This window comes from Burkholderia cepacia complex sp. TUM26381 (assembly GCF_057439935.1).
In genome coordinates this window covers 2,904,285-2,923,066 of sequence record NZ_CM172007.1, presented here as the reverse complement: position 1 = coordinate 2,923,066, position 18,782 = coordinate 2,904,285, and the positions used below count along the sequence as shown (strand labels likewise).

General features: G+C 63.0%; 20 protein-coding genes. 13 read left to right on the top strand and 7 right to left on the bottom strand.

What is annotated here, in order from left to right; all coding sequences use genetic code 11:
* Nucleotides 1-2: 2 nt before the first annotated feature.
* Nucleotides 3-1,175: an NAD(P)/FAD-dependent oxidoreductase gene (locus ACWMMN_RS29845; RefSeq protein ID WP_059237695.1), complete on the top strand. Its 1,173-nt coding sequence runs from the start codon at nt 3-5 to the stop codon at nt 1,173-1,175.
* Between the two features lie 97 nt (nt 1,176-1,272).
* Here the strand turns inward: ACWMMN_RS29845 and ACWMMN_RS29840 are convergent, their stop codons facing one another.
* Nucleotides 1,273-2,454: a serine hydrolase domain-containing protein gene (locus tag ACWMMN_RS29840; RefSeq protein ID WP_486423533.1), complete on the bottom strand. Its 1,182-nt coding sequence runs from the start codon at nt 2,452-2,454 to the stop codon at nt 1,273-1,275.
* Nucleotides 2,455-2,731: 277 nt separating this feature from the next.
* On the opposite strand from ACWMMN_RS29840, the gene ACWMMN_RS29835 reads away from it, so the two are divergent.
* Nucleotides 2,732-3,859, top strand: coding sequence for an aminotransferase class V-fold PLP-dependent enzyme (locus ACWMMN_RS29835; protein WP_486423532.1), 1,128 nt, complete (start codon nt 2,732-2,734; stop codon nt 3,857-3,859).
* Nucleotides 3,860-4,168: 309 nt separating this feature from the next.
* On the opposite strand, the gene ACWMMN_RS29830 is transcribed toward ACWMMN_RS29835, so the two are convergent.
* Nucleotides 4,169-4,627: a GNAT family N-acetyltransferase gene (locus ACWMMN_RS29830; RefSeq protein ID WP_486423531.1), complete on the bottom strand. Its 459-nt coding sequence runs from the start codon at nt 4,625-4,627 to the stop codon at nt 4,169-4,171.
* Nucleotides 4,628-5,022: 395 nt separating this feature from the next.
* On the opposite strand from ACWMMN_RS29830, the gene ACWMMN_RS29825 reads away from it, so the two are divergent.
* On the top strand, nt 5,023-5,751 hold the full coding sequence (locus ACWMMN_RS29825; RefSeq protein ID WP_486424107.1) for an AraC family ligand binding domain-containing protein: 729 nt from the start codon (nt 5,023-5,025) through the stop codon (nt 5,749-5,751).
* A gap of 87 nt (nt 5,752-5,838) precedes the next feature.
* A complete protein-coding gene (locus ACWMMN_RS29820) occupies nt 5,839-6,753 on the top strand; it encodes an alpha/beta hydrolase (RefSeq protein ID WP_486423530.1) in 915 nt (304 codons plus the stop codon).
* A gap of 30 nt (nt 6,754-6,783) precedes the next feature.
* Here the strand turns inward: ACWMMN_RS29820 and ACWMMN_RS29815 are convergent, their stop codons facing one another.
* The gene (locus ACWMMN_RS29815; protein ID WP_486423529.1) at nt 6,784-7,473 is read right to left on the bottom strand and encodes a hypothetical protein; all 690 of its coding nucleotides are present in this window, start codon (nt 7,471-7,473) and stop codon (nt 6,784-6,786) included.
* 197 nt (nt 7,474-7,670) lie between these two features.
* Between ACWMMN_RS29815 and ACWMMN_RS29810 the strand changes: the two genes are divergently transcribed.
* Nucleotides 7,671-8,045 (top strand): VOC family protein, encoded by a 375-nt coding sequence (locus ACWMMN_RS29810; protein WP_256086796.1) that lies wholly within the window; start codon nt 7,671-7,673, stop codon nt 8,043-8,045.
* Between the two features lie 163 nt (nt 8,046-8,208).
* Here ACWMMN_RS29810 and ACWMMN_RS29805 read toward each other — a convergent pair whose 3' ends face one another.
* Nucleotides 8,209-8,778, bottom strand: coding sequence for a YdeI/OmpD-associated family protein (locus ACWMMN_RS29805; RefSeq protein ID WP_256087276.1), 570 nt, complete (start codon nt 8,776-8,778; stop codon nt 8,209-8,211).
* Nucleotides 8,779-9,051: 273 nt separating this feature from the next.
* Between ACWMMN_RS29805 and ACWMMN_RS29800 the strand changes: the two genes are divergently transcribed.
* Nucleotides 9,052-9,729 (top strand): hypothetical protein, encoded by a 678-nt coding sequence (locus ACWMMN_RS29800; RefSeq protein ID WP_059237689.1) that lies wholly within the window; start codon nt 9,052-9,054, stop codon nt 9,727-9,729.
* Nucleotides 9,730-9,788: 59 nt separating this feature from the next.
* Here ACWMMN_RS29800 and ACWMMN_RS29795 read toward each other — a convergent pair whose 3' ends face one another.
* Nucleotides 9,789-10,484, bottom strand: a complete 696-nt coding sequence (locus ACWMMN_RS29795; protein WP_059237688.1) for an alpha/beta hydrolase — start codon at nt 10,482-10,484, stop codon at nt 9,789-9,791.
* A gap of 252 nt (nt 10,485-10,736) precedes the next feature.
* Here ACWMMN_RS29795 and ACWMMN_RS29790 point away from each other — a divergent pair, with 252 nt between their 5' ends.
* Entirely contained in the window at nt 10,737-11,654 is a 918-nt protein-coding gene (locus ACWMMN_RS29790) for a helix-turn-helix domain-containing protein (RefSeq protein ID WP_174993380.1), read from the top strand.
* 112 nt (nt 11,655-11,766) lie between these two features.
* Here the strand turns inward: ACWMMN_RS29790 and ACWMMN_RS29785 are convergent, their stop codons facing one another.
* Nucleotides 11,767-12,738 (bottom strand): LysR substrate-binding domain-containing protein, encoded by a 972-nt coding sequence (locus ACWMMN_RS29785; protein WP_486423528.1) that lies wholly within the window; start codon nt 12,736-12,738, stop codon nt 11,767-11,769.
* A 135-nt stretch (nt 12,739-12,873) separates the two neighbouring features.
* On the opposite strand from ACWMMN_RS29785, the gene ACWMMN_RS29780 reads away from it, so the two are divergent.
* Together ACWMMN_RS29780 and ACWMMN_RS29775 are read left to right on the top strand one after the other, a co-directional pair.
* A complete protein-coding gene (locus ACWMMN_RS29780; protein WP_023475384.1) occupies nt 12,874-15,174 on the top strand; it encodes an NADP-dependent malic enzyme in 2,301 nt (766 codons plus the stop codon).
* Between the two features lie 92 nt (nt 15,175-15,266).
* The gene (locus ACWMMN_RS29775; RefSeq protein ID WP_059240818.1) at nt 15,267-15,650 is read left to right on the top strand and encodes a hypothetical protein; all 384 of its coding nucleotides are present in this window, start codon (nt 15,267-15,269) and stop codon (nt 15,648-15,650) included.
* A gap of 12 nt (nt 15,651-15,662) precedes the next feature.
* Here ACWMMN_RS29775 and ACWMMN_RS29770 read toward each other — a convergent pair whose 3' ends face one another.
* Entirely contained in the window at nt 15,663-16,073 is a 411-nt protein-coding gene (locus ACWMMN_RS29770) for a GNAT family N-acetyltransferase (protein ID WP_340625359.1), read from the bottom strand.
* Between the two features lie 515 nt (nt 16,074-16,588).
* Between ACWMMN_RS29770 and ACWMMN_RS29765 the strand changes: the two genes are divergently transcribed.
* The 4 genes from ACWMMN_RS29765 (at nt 16,589) to ACWMMN_RS29750 (ending at nt 18,759) form a co-directional block, all read left to right on the top strand.
* Nucleotides 16,589-16,873 (top strand): DUF6402 family protein, encoded by a 285-nt coding sequence (locus ACWMMN_RS29765; protein ID WP_486423527.1) that lies wholly within the window; start codon nt 16,589-16,591, stop codon nt 16,871-16,873.
* Between the two features lie 11 nt (nt 16,874-16,884).
* Complete coding sequence (locus tag ACWMMN_RS29760) at nt 16,885-17,166, top strand: hypothetical protein (protein ID WP_486423526.1); 282 nt, start codon at nt 16,885-16,887, stop codon at nt 17,164-17,166.
* A complete protein-coding gene (locus ACWMMN_RS29755) occupies nt 17,163-17,528 on the top strand; it encodes a hypothetical protein (protein WP_486423525.1) in 366 nt (121 codons plus the stop codon). The genes ACWMMN_RS29760 and ACWMMN_RS29755 overlap by 4 nt, the downstream gene beginning before the upstream one ends.
* 823 nt (nt 17,529-18,351) lie before the next feature.
* Nucleotides 18,352-18,759: a hypothetical protein gene (locus tag ACWMMN_RS29750; RefSeq protein WP_059237683.1), complete on the top strand. Its 408-nt coding sequence runs from the start codon at nt 18,352-18,354 to the stop codon at nt 18,757-18,759.
* Nucleotides 18,760-18,782: the final 23 nt, after the last annotated feature.

The window sequence follows — 18,782 nt, the reverse complement described above, 5'->3', positions numbered from 1 at the left end:
TCGTGAGTTCTCAAGTCGTCATCGTCGGCGGTGGTGTGATCGGCAGCTCGATCGCTTATTTCCTGCGCGCCACCGATCCCACGGTCGCCGTGACCGTCATCGAACGCGACCCCACCTATGCGCGATCGTCGTCGGCGCTGTCGGCCGCATCGATTCGCCAGCAGTTCTCGACACCGCTGTCGATCGAGATGTCGCTGTTCGGCATCGACTTCCTGCGCTCGATCGGCGAGCGGCTCGAAGTGGACGGCAACCGGCCGTCGATCGATCTGCACGAAGGCGGTTACCTGTTCCTCGCCACGCCGGCCGGCGATGCGACGCTGCGCGAGAATCATGCGCTGCAGACGAGCCTCGGCGCCGACATCCGGCTGATGGATGGCGATGCGCTGCGTGCGAAGTTTCCGTGGCTGAACGTCGACGATCTCGTGTCGGGCGCGTACGGCGTGAGCGGCGAAGGCTGGTTCGACGGCTATGGGCTCGTACAGGCACTGCGCAAGAAGGCGCAGGCGCTTGGCGCGCGATATGTGCCGGCCGACGTGAAGGACGTGGTGCGCGACGGCCGCAAGATCACGCATGTCGTGACGGGCGACGGCGAGCGTTACGCGTGCGACACGCTCGTCAACGCAGCGGGTGCATGGACGCGCACGCTGTCGGCGATGATGGGCATCGACATCCCCGTGTTTGCGCGGCGCCGCAGCATCTTCAACGTATCGTCGCCGGCGAAGCTCGCCGATTGTCCGCTGCTGATCGACCCGACCGGCGTGTACTTCCGGCCGGAGGGGCGCACGTATATTTGCGGTACGTCGCCGAGCCCGGATCGCGATCCGGACGATCTGCCGCTCGATGAAGTCGACCATGACCTGTTCGACGAGGTGATCTGGCCGACGCTCGCGAACCGCGTGCCGGAATTCGAGGCGCTGCGTGTCGAGAATTGCTGGTCCGGGTACTACGAGTACAACGTGTTCGACCACAACGCGATCATCGGCTACCACCCTGACCTCGACAACGTCGTGTTCGCGAACGGCTACAGCGGCCACGGGCTGCAGCAGGGGCCGGCGACGGGGCGTGGCGTCAGTGAACTCATTCTGGGCGGGCGTTATGACACGCTCGACCTGTCGTCGCTCGGCTGGGCGCGAGTGCTGGAAAACCGGCCGATCGTCGAAAAGAACGTCGTGTAGCGCGACGTAACCGCCCGGTAGCGGGGTGGGCGGGATTCTCCTTGTGTCTCAAACCCATTGGCCCGACGCTTGTCGGGCCTTTTTTTGTTTGCGCGGATCAGCCGGCGCCGTAGACGGCGTCGCGCAGATCGAGCGTGTACTGGCCGTTCATCCCTTCGTAGAGCGTATTCGACAGCGACACGACGGTCAGCCCGCGGGCGCGATCGACGAACCACGAATGACCGTAGACCCCGCCCCAGCGCCATGTGCCGACGGACTCCGGCGACGCGGCCGCCTGCGGGTCGTGCAATACCGAAAACCCGATCCCGAAGCCCGCACCCGGCAGGTCCGGCAATTCGAAGTCGCCGGTCTGTACGCGGCCCATCTCGGCGACCAGGTCGGCCGGCAGGATCGCGCCACCGCCCGCGCGCAGCGTATCCAGCACCGTCAGCACGTCGCCGGCGGTACCCACCATCCCCGCACCGCCCGATGCGAACGCGTGCGCATTGAGCGCGCGCGACGGCGAGTACGTGACGCCGACGAACCCTTCGTCGATGGGCACCGTCTCGTTCTCGGCGAGGCGGTGCGGCTGCGGCGTGTCGTTGACGTACGGCGTGGCCAGCCGCGCGGGATCGCGTGCGACGAAGGCCGTGTCGCGCGCACCGAGCGGACGCAATACGAGCGCGTCGATCGCGTCGGCGAGCGGCGTGCCGCAGACGGCCTCGATCAGCGCGCCGATGACGTCGATCGACAGCGAGTAGTTCCAGCCGGTGCCGGGCGCGAACTGCAGCGGGACGCTGGCGATCCGGCGCAGGTTTTCAGCGAGCGTGATCGCCGCGCCGTCCAGCCCGTCCGACACGCCTGCGCGCGCATAGGGGCCGTTCGCGTCGGTTTCGTTGAAGCGATAGTCGAGGCCGGCGGTATGCACGAGCAGCTGACGCACCGTGATCACCGGCACGCGGCCGTCGGGCAGCGCCGGACGGAACTCGGGCAGCCAGCGCGTGATGTCGTCGTCGAGCGACAGCTTGTGTTGCGCGACGAGCGCCATCGCGGCCGCCGAGACGATCGGCTTCGTGACCGACGCAAGCCGGAACAGCGTGTCCTCGCGCATCGGCGTGCGCGATTCGCGGTCCGCGAACCCGGCCGCGCGGCGGTAGACGAGTTCGCCGTCGCATGCGACCAGCACCACGGCGCCGACGAGGCGCTGCGTGTCGAGCTGGCGGGACAGGACCGCATCGATGCGCTCGGCGAGCGCAGGATCGGCGGGCGACTGCAGGGACGAAGCTGAAGAGGCGGTCATCGAAGATTCCGTCGTGAAGAGTCTGATCGACATGTTATGGGCTGCCTGCCGCATGCGTCGTTAACCCTTACACGAAACAGGGCTACGTGCGCGTCACGGGCCGGTACTGACGCGCATCGAACCGGATTGCGGACAAAATATGCCCCAATCGGCCTGCCGCGTTCGTTAGAATCTGCTTTCGTCGAGGAAATGACGCATTTGCACGGGTGCAGAGCAGTATCGAGTCGCAGGCGCTGCGCGCCCTGATTCCATCGTTCATCTTTCACCGGAGGCGAGCATGCCAGGTTTACTTCCCGATGTTGACCGCGAGGGACTCCTCGAATATTCGGTGGTGTACACCGATCGCTCGGTCAACCACATGTCGCAGCGCTTTCAGGGCGTCATGCGCGACATCTCCGCCACGCTGAAGAAAGTCTACAACGCGAAATCGGTCGTGATCGTTCCGGGCAGCGGGACGTTCGGCATGGAAGCCGTGGCGCGGCAGTTCGCGACGAACAAGAAGTGTCTCGTCATCCGCAACGGCTGGTTCAGCTTCCGCTGGTCGCAGATTTTCGACATGGGCAGCATTCCGTCCGAAACGACGGTGCTGAAGGCGCGCCCGGTCGAAGCAGGCCGGCAGGCTGCCTTTGCGCCGGCGCCGATCGACGCAGTGGTCGCCGCGATCAAGGAGAACAAGCCCGATCTGGTGTTTGCGCCGCATGTCGAGACGGCGTCTGGGATGATGCTGCCCGATGGGTATCTGCGCGCGGTGGCCGATGCCGTGCACGCGGTCGGCGGGATGTTCGTGCTGGATTGCATCGCGTCGGGGGCGGTTTGGGTCGACATGCAGGCTAGCGGCGTCGATATTCTGATCAGCGCGCCGCAGAAGGGGTGGAGCGCGTCGCCGTGCTGTGCGATGGTCATGCTGAGCCCGCTCGCGCGCGAGCGAATCGATGCGACAACCAGCACCAGCTTCGCGTGCGATCTGCGCAAGTGGCTGCAGATCATGGAAGCGTACGAGGGCGGCGGGTTCGCGTATCACGCGACGATGCCGACCGACAGCCTCACGACGCTGCGCGACGTGATGAAGGAAACCGAGGCGTACGGCTTCGACAAGGTGAAGGCCGAGCAGCTCGAACTTGGCGAACGCATTCGGACGCTGCTGGCGGAGAAGGGGTTCCGGAGCGTGGCGGCGGCGGGGTTCGAGGCGCCGGGGGTAGTGGTCAGCTATACGGACGATGACGGTATTCGAACCGGGAAGAAGTTTGCGGATGTCGGGTTGCAGATTGCGGCCGGCGTGCCGCTGCAATGCGACGAGCCGGAGGATTTCAAGACTTTCAGGCTCGGGCTGTTCGGTCTCGACAAGCTGCATGATGTCGATGGCGCGGTCAAGCGGTTCTCGGATGCGTTGAACCGGATTCTTTAAGGCGTGATTGCGGAGTAGGTGCGCACCGGATCGCTGGCGGGACGGTGCGCGCGTAATGTGTTGTCTTTGCAACCACTTTCGTTCCGTCACCCTTGAGCAACTCAACGAGCGGTGTCGAACCGCTCATTGCGCGTCCGGTTCTGGCTTGAAGAACCGTATCCCGAACACGTCTTGGGTTTCCTTCACCAGGATTGTTCGCCCGCAGTTCCCGCATGCAAGCAGAAGCTCAGACCGTCGAACGAGATCGGCGATCAAGCCATCCGCATTTCTTCCGGGCAGACGAGTAATGCGAGCCAACGGATGGACGCACTACCGCATCAGGCAATACAAGACATCCGGGCAGCCTTCCTCGTTTCTGCTTCCGTCGCTGTATGCAATGGCAACGAACCCGTGCTGCTCGTAAAACGCAGCAGCATCGCGGTTCATCTGGAACGTATAGAGCTGGAGCTTGCCGTCCGTCTGCGCTTTCACGGCTTCCAGGAGGGATGTGCCAATCCCTTGCCGTTTGAATTCGGGGCACACGTACAACTGATCGAGCCATGCCACGCCGTCGGTGACGGTGTGTGCGGCCATGCCGACGATGCGGTCATCGTTCACTGCAACGGTGACGTTTCCCGACGGGATCAGCATGTCGGCAATCCAGTCCCGGACCGCCGCTTCGGCGTGCGCGAGCGGCGCATAGGACGCCAGCGCAGTGCGCGACCGTAGAAAGACTTCGGCCACCTCTACGGCATCGGCTGTCGTTGCTCGACGCAAGATCAACGGCATGTATCCGCCACTCCGAGATCATCGAAAGAGGCACCACGATAGCAGCACGGAATCGAACTTCCAAGATCGCTGAAACTCGCGAGACCGGGCGCTGCGTGCAACGTATCGGGTTCGCGGTACGGAGAACTGGCGATGCGCGTTCGTTGTCGATTTGCTGCCTCGGTCCGAGGTTCCTGGACCCCGGCATTCCCGTATCATCTGTCCGGTTCGCCGGGACCGCATGACCTGACCGTCCCGCACAAACGAAAGGACGAGCGATGAAGGGCGAAGGGAACGGCCACGGTAAAGCGATCACGCCCAGCGCGACAGCCAACCCCAAGCGTGCCGGCATCTCGCATGCCCCGAAGAGCACCGACCCGCGCGACTACCAGAACGCGCCGGGTATCGCGGCAGTCATGCCGAAAGCGTTTCCCGACGGTTTCGTCGTCGCCGAACATCGACACCCGCGCGCGCAACTCGTCTACACGATGACGGGTATTGCCGAAGTCTTCGCGTGCCAGTCGATGTGGATGATCCCGCCGCATCGCGCACTGTGGATTCCGCCGGACCTTCCGCATGCGATGCGTGCACACGGCCTCCTCGAAATGCGAACCGCCTACGTCGACCCGCGCGCGTACCCGTCGGCCTACCCGAATCAACCGCGGCTGGTCGAGGTTTCGCCGCTGCTGCGCGAGTTGATCGTGCGCGCGTCGTCGCTCCCGATCGACGCTCATCCGGCCGGACGCGACGATCTCGTCATCCAGCTCATGCTGGCGGAAATCGAGTGGTCCCCCGAGCAGCCGCTGCGGCTTCCGTCCGGTCGGGACCGGCGCCTTGCCCGGATATGCGATGCAATCCTGTCGAATCCGGCCGATCAACGAACGCTGACGGAATGGGCCGATGAAGTCGGTGCGTCGAGCCGGACCTTGGCGCGGCTGTTCACCGCCGAAACCGGCTTGTCGTTCAGCCAGTGGCGGCAGCAGGCCCGAATCTCGGCTGCGCGTCCGTTGCTGGCATCAGGGTGCTCCGTGATCGCTGTCGCGGCCGAACTGGGCTACGAAACCACGAGTGCATTCTCGACCGTGTTTCGCCGGTTCACCGGCATGACGCCGAGCGCCTACGCGAAATTGTCCGATTCCGCGTAGCAAACGTCTCTCCGCAACACGCGGGGCGCGGCGTGCAGGCTTATCGTGTCGGTCATCGCTACCACCGACCGAACGAGGCAAGCCGACATGACGCGATCCGACATCGAATTTCCGTCCGAATCCACGACGCTGCGAGGCTGGTTCTACGCGCCGGCGCAGCGCACCGCCGATAGCAACACGTATCCCGCCATCGTGATGGCGCACGGCTTCTCGGCCGTGAAGGAACAGTACCTGGACCGCTATGCGGAGGCGTTCGCCGCGTGTGGCTTTGCCGTGCTGCTCTACGATCACAAGAACTTCGGCGCAAGCGACGGGCTGCCCCGTCAGGAAATCGACCCCGTGCAACAGAAGCGCGGCTATCGCGATGCGATCAGCTATCTGCTGACGCGTGCCGATGTCGACGCCGAACGCATCGGCATCTGGGGCACCAGCTACAGCGGCGGCCACGTGCTCGAAGTCGCCGCCATCGACCGGCGCGTCAAATGCGTGGTGTCGCAGGTGCCGACGATCAGCGGGCATCAATCGGGCTTGCGCCGCACGCGTTCCGATCGGGTGCCGGCGATGCTGGCTCGCTTCGATGAGGACCGCCGGCAGCGATTCGCGGGCGGTTCGCCGGCCATGCTGCCGGCCGTCAGCGTCGATCCCTTGGCCGCCTGTGCGATGGCCGGCTCGGATGCGTACCGGTTCTTCACCGAGTCCGCTGCGCAGTTTGCGCCGAACTGGCGAAATGAGGTGACGTTGCGCAGTGCCGAGATGTCCCGCGAGAACGAGCCGGGCCAGTACGTCGACCGCATCTCGCCGACACCGCTCCTGATGATCGTCGCCGACCAGGACGTGCTGACGCCCACCGACCTTTGCCTCAAGGCGTGGGAAAACGCACTGGAGCCGAAGCGCTTGCTTCAGATCAGGGGCGGGCATTTCACGCCGTATCTCGAGCACCTCGACGCAACCAGCCAGGCGGCGGCGGAGTGGTTCACGCAGCATCTGTGCGGCCCGCGTTGACCGGAGCCAACGGCGCCAGCCGATGCTTCGTCATATGAAGTAATAGCTGTAATACGGCATGAAATCTTCTTTCCAGTGACTCGGGCTAGACTGGTTTCGCCTTGTCCCCCCCAAGGTGTTGTGTGACCTCCGCTCGGCCCGCGCTTTTCGGCGTGGGCCAATTTTTTCGGGCGGGTGTCGCCGGCGGTCGAGCGATTGCCGGCCCGATCCGCATTGGAGGAAACGTAGCGTGACAGCCCATCCGATCACCCGAAATACCGGTTCGCTCGTGCGCTTCGTCGCATTCGGCGCCGCGGCGGCAACTGCCGCGATGTCCGTCGTGCCGGCTGCGTTCGCGCAAGCCAGCGCGGCCGTTACCAGCAGTGTTTTCGTACACCAGCCGTACGACACCGGCAACAGCGCGATCGACGACAATTTCCGGTACATCTCGCATCCGCCGATACGGCCGGTCGCGGCGAGCGAACCCGCGGTCGCGCGTGGCGCGCACCGGGGCCGTCGCGGACAAGCCGGCAGCACGAATGCAGCGGGTGCGTCGGGCGGCGGAGCGAGCAACAACACGGCGGCGATGCCGTTGCCGCAAATGCCGACGGCTGAAGCATCGAATGCGTCTGTTTCGCAATAGGCCTGCTTCTTCGAACTTTTCCAGACGGACGCAGTAGCTGACGATTGATGGCGCTCGGTCCCGCGCGCGTTCGTCGGGCCTCCTCCGAATCTTGACAACGCCGTGTCGTGCGGCGTGACCGCCCGGTGAGGGGTGAGCGGGATTCTCCTTGTGTCTCGCTCGTTGGCCCGACTCTGTCGGGCTTTTTTTGTTGGTGAGCCGAGAGGTGTACTGTCGCCGGCTGTGTGTGGCAACATCGCGGTGGTCTCGACATCACACCCGGGTGCAGGCCAGCCCATCTATCCGAGGGGATCTCATGTTTGACCACGTCAAATTCGGAGTCAGCGACTTTGCCGCCAGCAAGGCGTTTTTCCTCAAGGCGCTCGAACCGATTGGTGCCGTGACGGTGGACGACGGCGAGCCGTCTTACGGGATCGAGATCAGTACGCCCGCCAAGTCTTCGTTGTGTCTGTTCCAGACGGCCGAGAAACCGGCGCATCTCCACATCGCGTTCGTAGCGGACAATCGGCGGCAAGTCGATGCGTTCTATCGCGCGGCGCTGGAGGCCGGCGGGAAGGACAACGGCGCGCCCGGGCTGCGGCCGCATTATCACGCGAACTACTACGCGGCGTTCGTCATCGGTCCGGATGGACACAATATCGAGGTCGTGTGTCATCAGGCGGAGGGGTGACCCTTCGATGCGCGGCACCAGTAGACGAATGTCGGCGTGAGCTTCGGCAGGCGTTGGGCCACGCAGTGGGCGATGCAGAACGGGGGGGGGGGCGCCGCGATCGACCGGAGCGGACCTGTCGATGCCGGGAATAGGTGCGCCAGCGCTGTCGAGCGCTTCCTGTCTATGGATGGACGGTTTCGCCTCGATTCAGCATGTCGATGAATTCGCGGATCTTGCGCGCCCTTGTTTCCGGCTTCTTGGCATTCTGTATCCGAAACAGAATGGCATAGCGGTTACGGCTGTTTAGTGTTGCGAAGAACTTCCTGGCTCCCGGATTCGCGTCCAAGGCTGCTTGCAGGTCGTCCGGCACTATCGAGTTGCCGGCCGACGTATACGCCGCCTGCCAGCGCCCGTCCTTCCTGGCCTTCTCGATTTCGGTCATGCCGGGCGGGCGCATTCTGCCCGCGGCGATCAGCGCTTCAGCCCTCTCCTTGTTGAGTTTGGACCAGATGCTCTTTGTGGTGCGTGGGGTGAAGCGTTGCAACCAGTATTGCTCGCTCTCGGCCTTCTTCCGACCATCGATCCAGCCGTGGCAGAGGGCGCATTCCAACGCCTGTTGGTAGGTGACGGTTTGCTGCCCGGCGCCTTTTTTGGCCAGACGCAGCCACGCTCCGGTCGACGTGCTGCCGTGTTTCTCTAACCAGCTTTCCCATTCGGTCTGACCGGTCAATGTTAGAACGCATTCGGTCATGTCACTGTCCTGAATGGTGGCGTACATGTGCGGGGAGGGCGTCCGCAGTCTAACAGCGTTTATGCGGGCATCGACGTCCGTGGCGCGATCCAGGACCGCACGCTCGTGGCGCGATCCAGGACCGCACGCTCGATCGTCACTGGCCCGTCGGCTGGGTCGGGTTCCGCATCAGCCAGTCGGATGGGTAGCGTTGTCCGCCGCCACTGCCTGTTCGACAGGAATGATCGAATCATCGACAATCTCCGTCATTCAAAAAATGAGAGAGGGTGGTGTATGCGCTGGATCGGTAAAACGCTCGCGGTGAGCTTGGGCATGGCTGTCGTCGGTATCGCCTCCGTTCGGGCGGCATCCGCCGAATCCGCGTTCCCGCGCTTCACGCAGGCGGAAGGCAAGGTCGATAGCGATGGCCTCCCGCTGTCCGGCGTGAAGCTTTGCGTGCTCCCCGACCATGCGCCGTGCTTCGAGATGCCGCCGGTGCCGCTTCCCCATTCTTCGAAGGAGCTGTACCAGTTCGGTCTGGATCCACGGTCCGAACGGCTGCCGATCGCATCGGGTGGCTCGTGGGTGTTCTTCTCGGGGATGTTCTCGGGTGGCGGCAGCGGAATGCTGGAGCGCGTGGCGATCCTGCGTATCGGCGCGAACGGCAAGATCGAGAACCTGATGCCGCAAGTCACTCAAACGGAGTCTGCCGACCGCGCGATGTGGAAGCTGCCGGATGTTTCGCCGTATCCGCTGTTTGTCCGCGCGGACTTTGTCTGGGGCGACGACGAGGATCATTTCGGCAAGCACTTCTTCGACGTTGACGCGTGGGCGTTCGATCCCGCGACCAGTCAGTACAAGAAGCGCTTCTCCTACCGCACGACCAAGCGTTACAGCCGGGGCGACGGCTCGGATCGCGTGCTCGCCGCCGAGCGTGCGGAAATCCTGCGCCGCCTCGCGGCCAGCAAGTAGCTTGCGTGCCCCCGAAGCCCATCCGCCCGGGGGCATCGCACGACGGTCAATGCAGCATGTCAGCGGGTAGCGCTGGCCGCCGCTTCGTCGATCAGCGCGGCCACTTCCACAGGATGCGACGCGAGCGACGCGTGACTGGCCGGCAGTGTAATCACCTTGCGTGGATTCATTCTCGCGGACATGCGCCGTTGATTCTCCGGCGCGATCATCCGGTCGTCGCTGGAGACCTGATACCACGACGGCTTGACCTTCCACGCCGGCGACGTGATCGCGTCGCCGAAGGTGCTCGCCAGCGGGGCCTTTTGCGTGACGGCCATCACGAGCCCGTCGTCGTCGCCGAGGTCCTGGCAAAAGCTCTCGTGGAACGTGTCCGCCTTGACCCACAGATAGCCATCGCTGTCCGGCGCGAGGTTGGCTGCCGCGGCCGGCAGATGCTGCTGCGTGATTGCGCCGGGGCTTTCGCCGGCGTCCGGTGCGAAGGCGGCGATGTAGACAAGCCCCGCGACATTGTCCGCGTTGCCGGCCTCGGTAATGACGGCCCCGCCGTACGAATGTCCGACGAGCAGAACGGGGCCTTGAATCTGCGCGATCATTTTCCGGGTACGATCGACGTCATCGGCCAGCGACGTCAACGGAAGTTCGACTGCGCGAATCGACCGATGACCTTTTCGGCTCAGTTCGACAATGACCCTGGCCCAATGCGCGGCACCGCCCCAGAAGCCATGGACGAGCAAGATTGTCGGCGTGGTGTTCATCGAGATGCTCCTCAGTGTAGAGATCGAATGTTCGAATGTCTTTTGACGATTCGTGACATGCTGTGCGTTCGGACTGCTGATAATCGGCAAGCGCCCATCAGCCGGACCGATCGTTCGATGAATCGGGCGACGGGCGACGCCGGCTGAAATTATCGAATGGCGTATCCGTCGGATCTACGGCCAAAACGCCGAAGATTATGCCGAGACGCCACGAAGCGCGAGAAGTCTCATCCCATACCGCAAGGACGTTCGATGCATTCGCCAGATGTGTTCTCGGAGATTTATGCTCGTGCGCGCGTGCGCGGTCGAGTGAGCGTATTGACGTGTCCGGGCGTCGCGGCGCCGAGTGTGTTCGAAGGCAGTGACGTGTTCATCCATGCTGTCCAGCAGGGCACATGCAGGCTGGTGGTGAACGGAAGCGGGGAGGTCGTCGTACTGGCGTCCGGCGATGTGGTCGCGCTGATGAAAGGGCAGCCGCATCGTATCGACGCGCGGCCACACGCGGCGGCACCTGGAGATCCGCGCCCGGCCGGCGTGCGGATCGTGACCATCGCGTTCACGTTCGACGGCGTCGGCGGCGATATTCTCGCCCGTGGTTTGCCGGACGTGATGGCCGTGCGGGGATGCGAGCAAGCCGAAGCTGGTTCCGGACCGTCAACCCAATGGATCCCGACGACGATCGGCGCGATCGATCTCGAACTTCAGGCGCCGTCGGTGGGCAGCGAAGTCATGCTGTCGAAGACGGCGGAGCTGATGTTCATCTGGCTGATCCGGCGTCACATGGCAAGCGGCGATCCGGCCAGGCGCGGCTGGGCCGCTGCGCTGGGCGACCCCGCGGTGAATCGGGCGCTGTCGCTGTTGCATGCCGATCCCGGCTACGAATGGAGTGTTCCGGAGCTGGCCAGGCGGGTGGGGCAGTCGCGTTCCGCGTTTTCCCAGAAGTTCGTCGATGTCATGGGCGAGACACCCATGCGCTATCTCGTGAATTGGCGCATGGACCTTGCCGCGCACCTGCTTGCTTCGTCGACGCTGCGCATTTCGAAGATCGCCGAGCAAGCGGGATACGCGTCGCAGGCTGCGTTCGGGCGCGTGTTTCGGCGGCGTTACGGCATGTCGCCGTCGGACTATCGTGACACGTATGCGACGGAGTCCGGTCATGCCGGGCCGTGAACGCGGTCCGGCTATTCAGCCGGAATCGATGGTTCAGGCCAATGCCGGTTTTGCGGATGACAACGCGCTGTTCCGGTCGATCGCGTTGATTGGCCTTCAGCGCAAGATGCCCTTATCGCTGCGCTTCCCCGTACGTCTCCTTGCACACCCCGCGCAGCGCATCGACGAGCAGATCCCGCGCGGGTGAATGCGAATCGGCGGAGCGGGTGAACAGCGCAATCGGCGGAAGCGTCCACACGAGCGAGTAAGGCACGATCGCCACGCCCGCAATCCGCACCAGTTCTTCCGCGATATCGGCCGGCACGATCGACACGGCCTCATCACTCGACGCGATCATTTCGCCGATCAGCTTCGACGAGTAGCTTTCGACGATCGGCACGGGCGGCGCGATGCCGGCCGACAGGAACAGGTCGGCCACCTGTTCCCGCATCGGCGTATGCGGCGCGCCGAGAATCCAGTCGAGCGCGTGCAGCTTGTGCCAGTCCAGCGGCGTGCGCGCGAGCTTGGCCGCAAGACGCCGGCTCGCGATCATGCGCGGCTGCTGCTGGTACAGCACTTCGAACGAAACCGGCCCCAGATCGATCGCCGACGACGCGCGCCCGATCACGATATCGACGCTGTGATCCCTGAGCTGCAGCAGCAGCTGATCGCTGGTGCCTTCGTGAATCGTCACGGTCAGCCGTCGCTCCATCCGTGCCTGCAACCGCTTCAGCGCGGCCGACAGCATGTGCCCGGAGATGAACGGAATCACGCCGATGTGCAGATGGGCCGCATGCCCGGCGGCGACGGCCTCCATCTCGCGGGCGAGGTGATCGAGATCCTTGATCATCGCCTTCGCCCGCTCGAGCACGACCGCGCCGAGCGCGGTGGGCCGCATGCCGCGCGACGAGCGCTCGAACAGCGGCGTGCCGAACATGCTCTCCAGCTCGGACAGCGCGTTCGTCACGGCTGGCTGGCTGCTGGCCATGTGCTCGGCGACGCGCGTCAGCGACCCGTGCTGCTGGATCTGCAGCAACAGCACCAGATGCCGAATCTTCAGACGAGCGCCCAGCCGCCTGACCACGTCGTTTGCGTCAAAATTCATTGACTGGTCATGTATTCATCATGAAAAAGTGATGGACCGATATTAAAACAGAATCATCACGTTATGGTGGATCCCTAGAATCACCTTCATGGATCGCGCCGGGACTGGCCTGGCGCCCACGCCGGGACCCAAAACATGAAACAGACAGAGACACAGCAGCAGGCCGCGTTCGACTATCACGAGTTTCCGACCCCCGGGAAAATCTCGGTCGTGGCGAGCAAGCCGCTGGTGACTCAGCGCGATCTGGCGCTGGCCTATACGCCCGGCGTGGCGAGCGTGTGCGAGTCGATCGCCGCCGATCCGCTGCAGGCGCACCGTTTCACGAGCCGCGGCAACCTGGTGGGCGTGATCACGAACGGCACGGCGGTGCTCGGCCTGGGCAACATCGGCCCGCTCGCATCGAAGCCGGTCATGGAAGGCAAGGCTGTCCTGTTCAAGAAGTTCGCCGGGATCGACGTGTTCGACATCGAGATCAACGAGACCGATCCGGACAAGCTGGTCGACATCATCGCGGGCCTCGAACCCACGTTCGGCGGCATCAACCTCGAGGACATCAAGGCGCCGGAATGCTTCACGGTCGAACAGAAGCTGCGCGAACGCATGAAGATTCCCGTCTTCCACGACGATCAGCACGGCACGGCCATCACCGTTTCCGCCGCGTTCATCAACGGGCTGAAGGTCGTCGGGAAGTCCATCAAGGAAGTGAAGGTCGTGACGTCGGGCGCCGGCGCAGCCGCGCTGGCGTGCCTGGACCTGCTGGTCGACCTCGGGTTGCCGGTGGAAAACGTCTGGGTGACCGACATCGAAGGCGTCGTCTATCGCGGCCGCACCACGCTGATGGACCCGGCCAAGTCGCGCTTCGCGCAGGAAACCGATGCGCGCAAGCTTGCCGAGGTGATCGGCGGCGCGGATGTGTTCCTGGGGCTGTCGGTCGGCGGCATCCTCACGGCGGAAATGCTGAAGGCGATGGCGGCGCGTCCGCTGATTCTCGCGCTGGCCAACCCGACGCCGGAAATCTTCCCGGAACTGGCGCACGAGACGCGCGACGATGTCGTCATCGCGACGGGCCGCTCGGACTACCCGAACCAGGTCAACAACGTGCTGTGCTTTCCGTACATTTTCCGGGGCGCGCTGGATGTGGGGGCGACGACGATCACGCGCGAAATGGAAATCGCCGCGGTTCACGCGATCGCGGGGCTGGCCGAGGAAGAGCAGAACGAAGTCGTCGCGGCGGCCTATGGCGCGTACGACGTGTCGTTTGGCGCGCAATACCTGATTCCGAAGCCGTTCGACCCGCGCCTGATCGTGCGGATCGCGCCGGCCGTGGCCAAGGCGGCGATGGAAGGCGGCGTGGCGACGCGTCCGCTCGCGAATCTCGACGCGTATGTCGAGCAGCTGCAGCAGTTCGTTTACCACTCGGGCGCGTTCATGAAGCCGCTGTTCGCGACCGCGCGTCAGCTGGTGCGTGACGGCGGCAAGGCGCGGATCGTGTTCACCGAAGGTGAGGACGAGCGCGTGTTGCGTGCGGTGCAGGTGATCGTCGACGAGAAGCTCGCGCGTCCGATTCTGGTCGGGCGTCCGGAGGTGCTGCTGGCGCGCATCGAGCGATTCGGCCTGCGTCTGCGACTCGGTCAGGACGTCGAAGTGACCAATCCGGAATATGACGAGCGCTTCCCGCAGTACTGGACGAAGTATTGGGAACTGCGGTGCCGCGACGGCATTTCGAAGGAAATGGCGCGGGTGGAAATGCGCCGCCGCCTGACGCTGATCGGCGCGATGATGGTGCAGCTCGGCGATGCGGACGGGATGATTTGCGGAACGGTGGGCGAGTATCACAATCACCTGCGGTTCGTGGACGAAGTGATCGGCAAGAAGCCCGGCGCGTCGACCTACGCGGCGATGAACATCCTGCTGCTCGATCAGCGCACGGTCGCGCTGGTGGATACGCACGTCAACGACAACCCCGATGCGGAGCAGATCGCGGAGTTCACGATCGCGGCGGCGCGGCAGATGGAATGGCTGAACCTGACGCCGAAGGTTGCGCTGCTGTCGCGGTCGAATTTCGGGTCAGGGAGCGCGGCTTCGGGCGTGAAGATGCGCCGGGCGCTGGAGATCGTGCGGGAGCAGGCGCCGGATATCGAGGCCGATGGCGAGATGCATGGCGACTGTGCGCTGGATGAAGGGCTGCGTGCGAAGCTGCTGCCGATGTCGCCGTTGAAGGGGGCGGCGAATTTGCTGGTTTGTCCGAATGTGGATGCGGGGAATATCGCGTACAACCTGCTGAAGACCGAGGCGGGGAGCAATGTGGCGGTGGGGCCGTTCCTGCTGGGCGTCAATGCACCTGTGAACATCCTGACTTCCAGCGCGACCGTGCGGCGGATTGTGAATATGGCCGCGCTGACGGTGATCGAGGCTAATCGGGGTGTGGCGGGCTGATCGATTGGCGGGAGCGGGGCGGCAACGGCCGCCCCGCGTTTGTCGGCATTCGGCGTGTGCGACGATGTGCCATGACCAACATGAGAGATGGAATGACGACGACCTTCGACGAGGCGACAACGGCGGCGATCGCCGCGTTTGCCCAATTGGATCTCTACACGGCTGTACAGGCGATGCGCGCCGAGGCCGATTACGACCGCGAACTGGACCAGTGGATCTCGCGCTACATCGACGAGCATGACAGCGACGCGGACGATGCAGCGTACGACGCCTTGCACGCGCAGGCGCAGGCAAGCCCGGAATACGCGCAGTTCGTCGATGCGGTTCGCCGGGAAATCCTGGAATACTTCGGCGTGACCGACAATCAGCTGGACTGCATGGTCCTGCTGCGCGCTGACGACAGCGATGCGCTTTGGGCGGAAGTCAACCGGCAGCGGAGCGCGCTGGGAACCGGTGAGGTGCGCGGAGATCTCTGAGCATTGCCGGTGTCATTCAATGCGCAGAAACATGCCCGCTTTCTCGGGAGGCACCGACGGCTGGAAGCCGTAGCGCTCGTAGAACTTCGGCGTCCCGTGATCCGCCATCAGACTGACATAGGCGGTCGGCGGCGCATTCTCGTGGATGTAGCGCATGAGCGCTCGCATGATCAGATCGCCCACGCCTTTCTTCTGGTGAGCCGGCAATACTGCGATATCCACGATCTCGAAGAAACAGCCGCCGTCGCCGATCACCCTGCCGATTCCGACCGGAGCGCTCCCCCAGTACGCCACGACGCTGAAGAGGCCATTCTTCAAACCGAGCGTTGCGGCCTGCCCGGATTTTCGGCTCAATCCTGCAGCAAGGCGAGTCTCGATGTACGTGGATACTGACGGGACTTCTTGATGTATGACGTACCCCATGTGACCTCTCCAGGTTGGTCGTGTCGTCGATCGTTGAGTTCGGCTTGTGCGCGATGTTTCCGCCGTGTCTGGATGCGTACGCGCGCCGGCGAAGAAAAGCGGACTGGATCATGCGGGCCGCTCAGGTCACTTTATCAAGTTCTGGCGAATTCGCTGCCGGTTCCATCCTTGACGACGCTGGCGTGAACGCGCGGATTCTGTTGCGGCGGAATGGCAGTCAAGGTTCCGGCTGAACCACAGGCGAGGAAGTGCTCTCTGCGCCTGCCCGATACGCCTGGAAACAGTGACGGTCGCCTCAATGGCTCGACAAGACGACAATCGAGATCGAGATCGAGAACGCGAAGTTGGAGCGGCCAGAGACAAGGCCACCCATATCAATCGCCCCTTATTTGTTGTCCCAAGCTTCACGTCTTTCGTCTAATCGGACTCTTTTAACAGTTGTTTTAATTACTATTGCGGACGTACTTGAGCATCGATTATTTTGGCGCCGGTTCATTCAGAGGTGCTATCCATCCATGCCAGTTGTCAAAAAAGTCCCGTATTACCAGATGGAGCCGCGACTTTTATATTCCGGAAAGCATTGGAGATGTTACTCGGGCGTTGTCGGGTGTGTTCGCTTTCGGAAATTTCGGGCGAAGGATGTCTACTGGCCAGTGCATAACAAGACATACCGGCACTGGAGATCGGTGCGTAATCGTGGCGGTGACTTCATGGTCTACAGTAAGCCCAAACTCATCAAGCTGGACAAGCCGATCATTCTGAAAATTGACACCGTATCCAGGACCAATTCGGCCGAGTAATGAAAGCGACCATGACCATCCTCAAAGTGGCCTTGTCTGTGATCGCCATATACCTGGTTGTCGATATCGGGTGGCTGTTCTTGCCGCTCAACGTGAGGAACGGGATCATACTTGTCGCGGCCATGAATACGAAGCACGCGATCTTCGCCATCACGTCGATCCTCTTCGGGTTCTACCTGTACAGGCTTGTCAGAAATTTCAACCGGTTCAGCCGATCGAAGCGTGTCGGTCTGGCGATCGTCACGCTCGGTTTTTTGCGTTCGTCTACCTGGTCGGCTTTCGCGGGATCATGACTGACGATACCGATTGCCAGCGCTTCAACTACAACGTCAAGATGAACGGTGGTATCAAACAGGTCGACGGCACGACCTACATCGTGAATATCTGCGGAAGCGGTCGCCACGGAAGCGGCTTTTTCGCTGATCAAAATGAGCAGATCAAAATCGTCGTATCGGATGCTTACGGATCGACGTTGGCCACTCGGCTGTCTTTCGTTTTCTGGGGCGGGCGGCCGGGCTACGAGCCGATCACGTTCCGTGATGGCAAGTTGATCTACTTCGACGCATCGGATGAATACGACAGTGAAAGGTCGATCTCGATGCCGCCCACCACGCTCGATTGGGTCGCGGCGAGAATTCCAATTTGGCTTCGCTGAGAATGGTCCTGCTGCACGGGTGCTCGTCGCGTTGATGCGATGCGGCCCACGATTCTGGATTCGCGCGTGGGCCTCGAGTGATACTTCGCCGCGTTGCGGCGCATCAGAGCCTCTTGCGGCAACACGTAGATCGACGTCGTACCGGGCGACACGCGGCCGAACGTGCGCTGCGCGGCGTTCCTTGGCTGCCGCCGTTATCTGTCCGCGCATCGTCGACGACTTGCACTAGCGATTTAGTTGAGGAACGGCATGCGTGCCCGCATCCAATCAACAGTCGCGGAAGGGACGGACATCTTGCCCTCCCCAGTGTTGTCATAGAAGGTGATGCGATCGAGGCCGTACTCGAGCGCCATCTGGTACCTTCACGTCAACGACGTTACCCGAACGATCATGCCGAACGACAGCCGTTGGCGCTGCGAGAGTGGCCGGACCCCGATCCTGACCGGGGACGGTCGCCCCTATGCCCCTTTCAAGATCTGCCTGATGCGGCTCTAGCGACTGCGACGCAGTCGTTTCCCAAACGCGACTGACCGCCGGGACGATACCACCCTGGCCATCGCTGCGAACGCCGCGACTCACACGCACTGCCACCTCCAACAACTGTCACGACCTCAAGGCCCGTGAGGCTGCGCCACGTCCGATGAAACGGCATGCATCGAAACGCGAGCGAACATCGTCGACGCATGTTGCCAAAATAATGCACGACGTATACAGTTGCACAAAGTGCATAAAACGACGTTTCCTGCAGAGCCGACCGATACCGTGCCAGGCCGACGCCACGCGAAACCCTCGATGTTCAACACCCGCCATTGGAGCGACGTCAGTGCATCAAACGCTATCGACCTCACTCAGCGCGCTGTACGACCTCGGCTTCGCGTTGTTCCATTTGACCTTCTGGCGCTGGTTCAAGTGGCCGCGGTCTCTGGAGAGAAGCGGGCGACTCAATCAGGGCATTACCCAGACACTTAACGTGATGCTGAGTTACGTGTTCGTTGTCTACGCGGCATCGCTTGTCCTGGCTGCAACGCCAAGCCAGGGGCCGCTCGCGCTGGCAGGCAGCGGATTCTGGTTGCTGAGGGCGATTGCACAACCGGTGCTGTTTGCCAGAACGCGCCTGAGCTGGATCCTCGCGGCAGTGTTCGCGCTTGGCGCGGGTCTGCATGCCATCTCGTACGTTGATTCCGCGAAGGTGGGCGCCGACGCGTTGTCGTCCGCCAAACCGCTTTCGTGAAAGCGGCGTCAGCGTACTTTCGT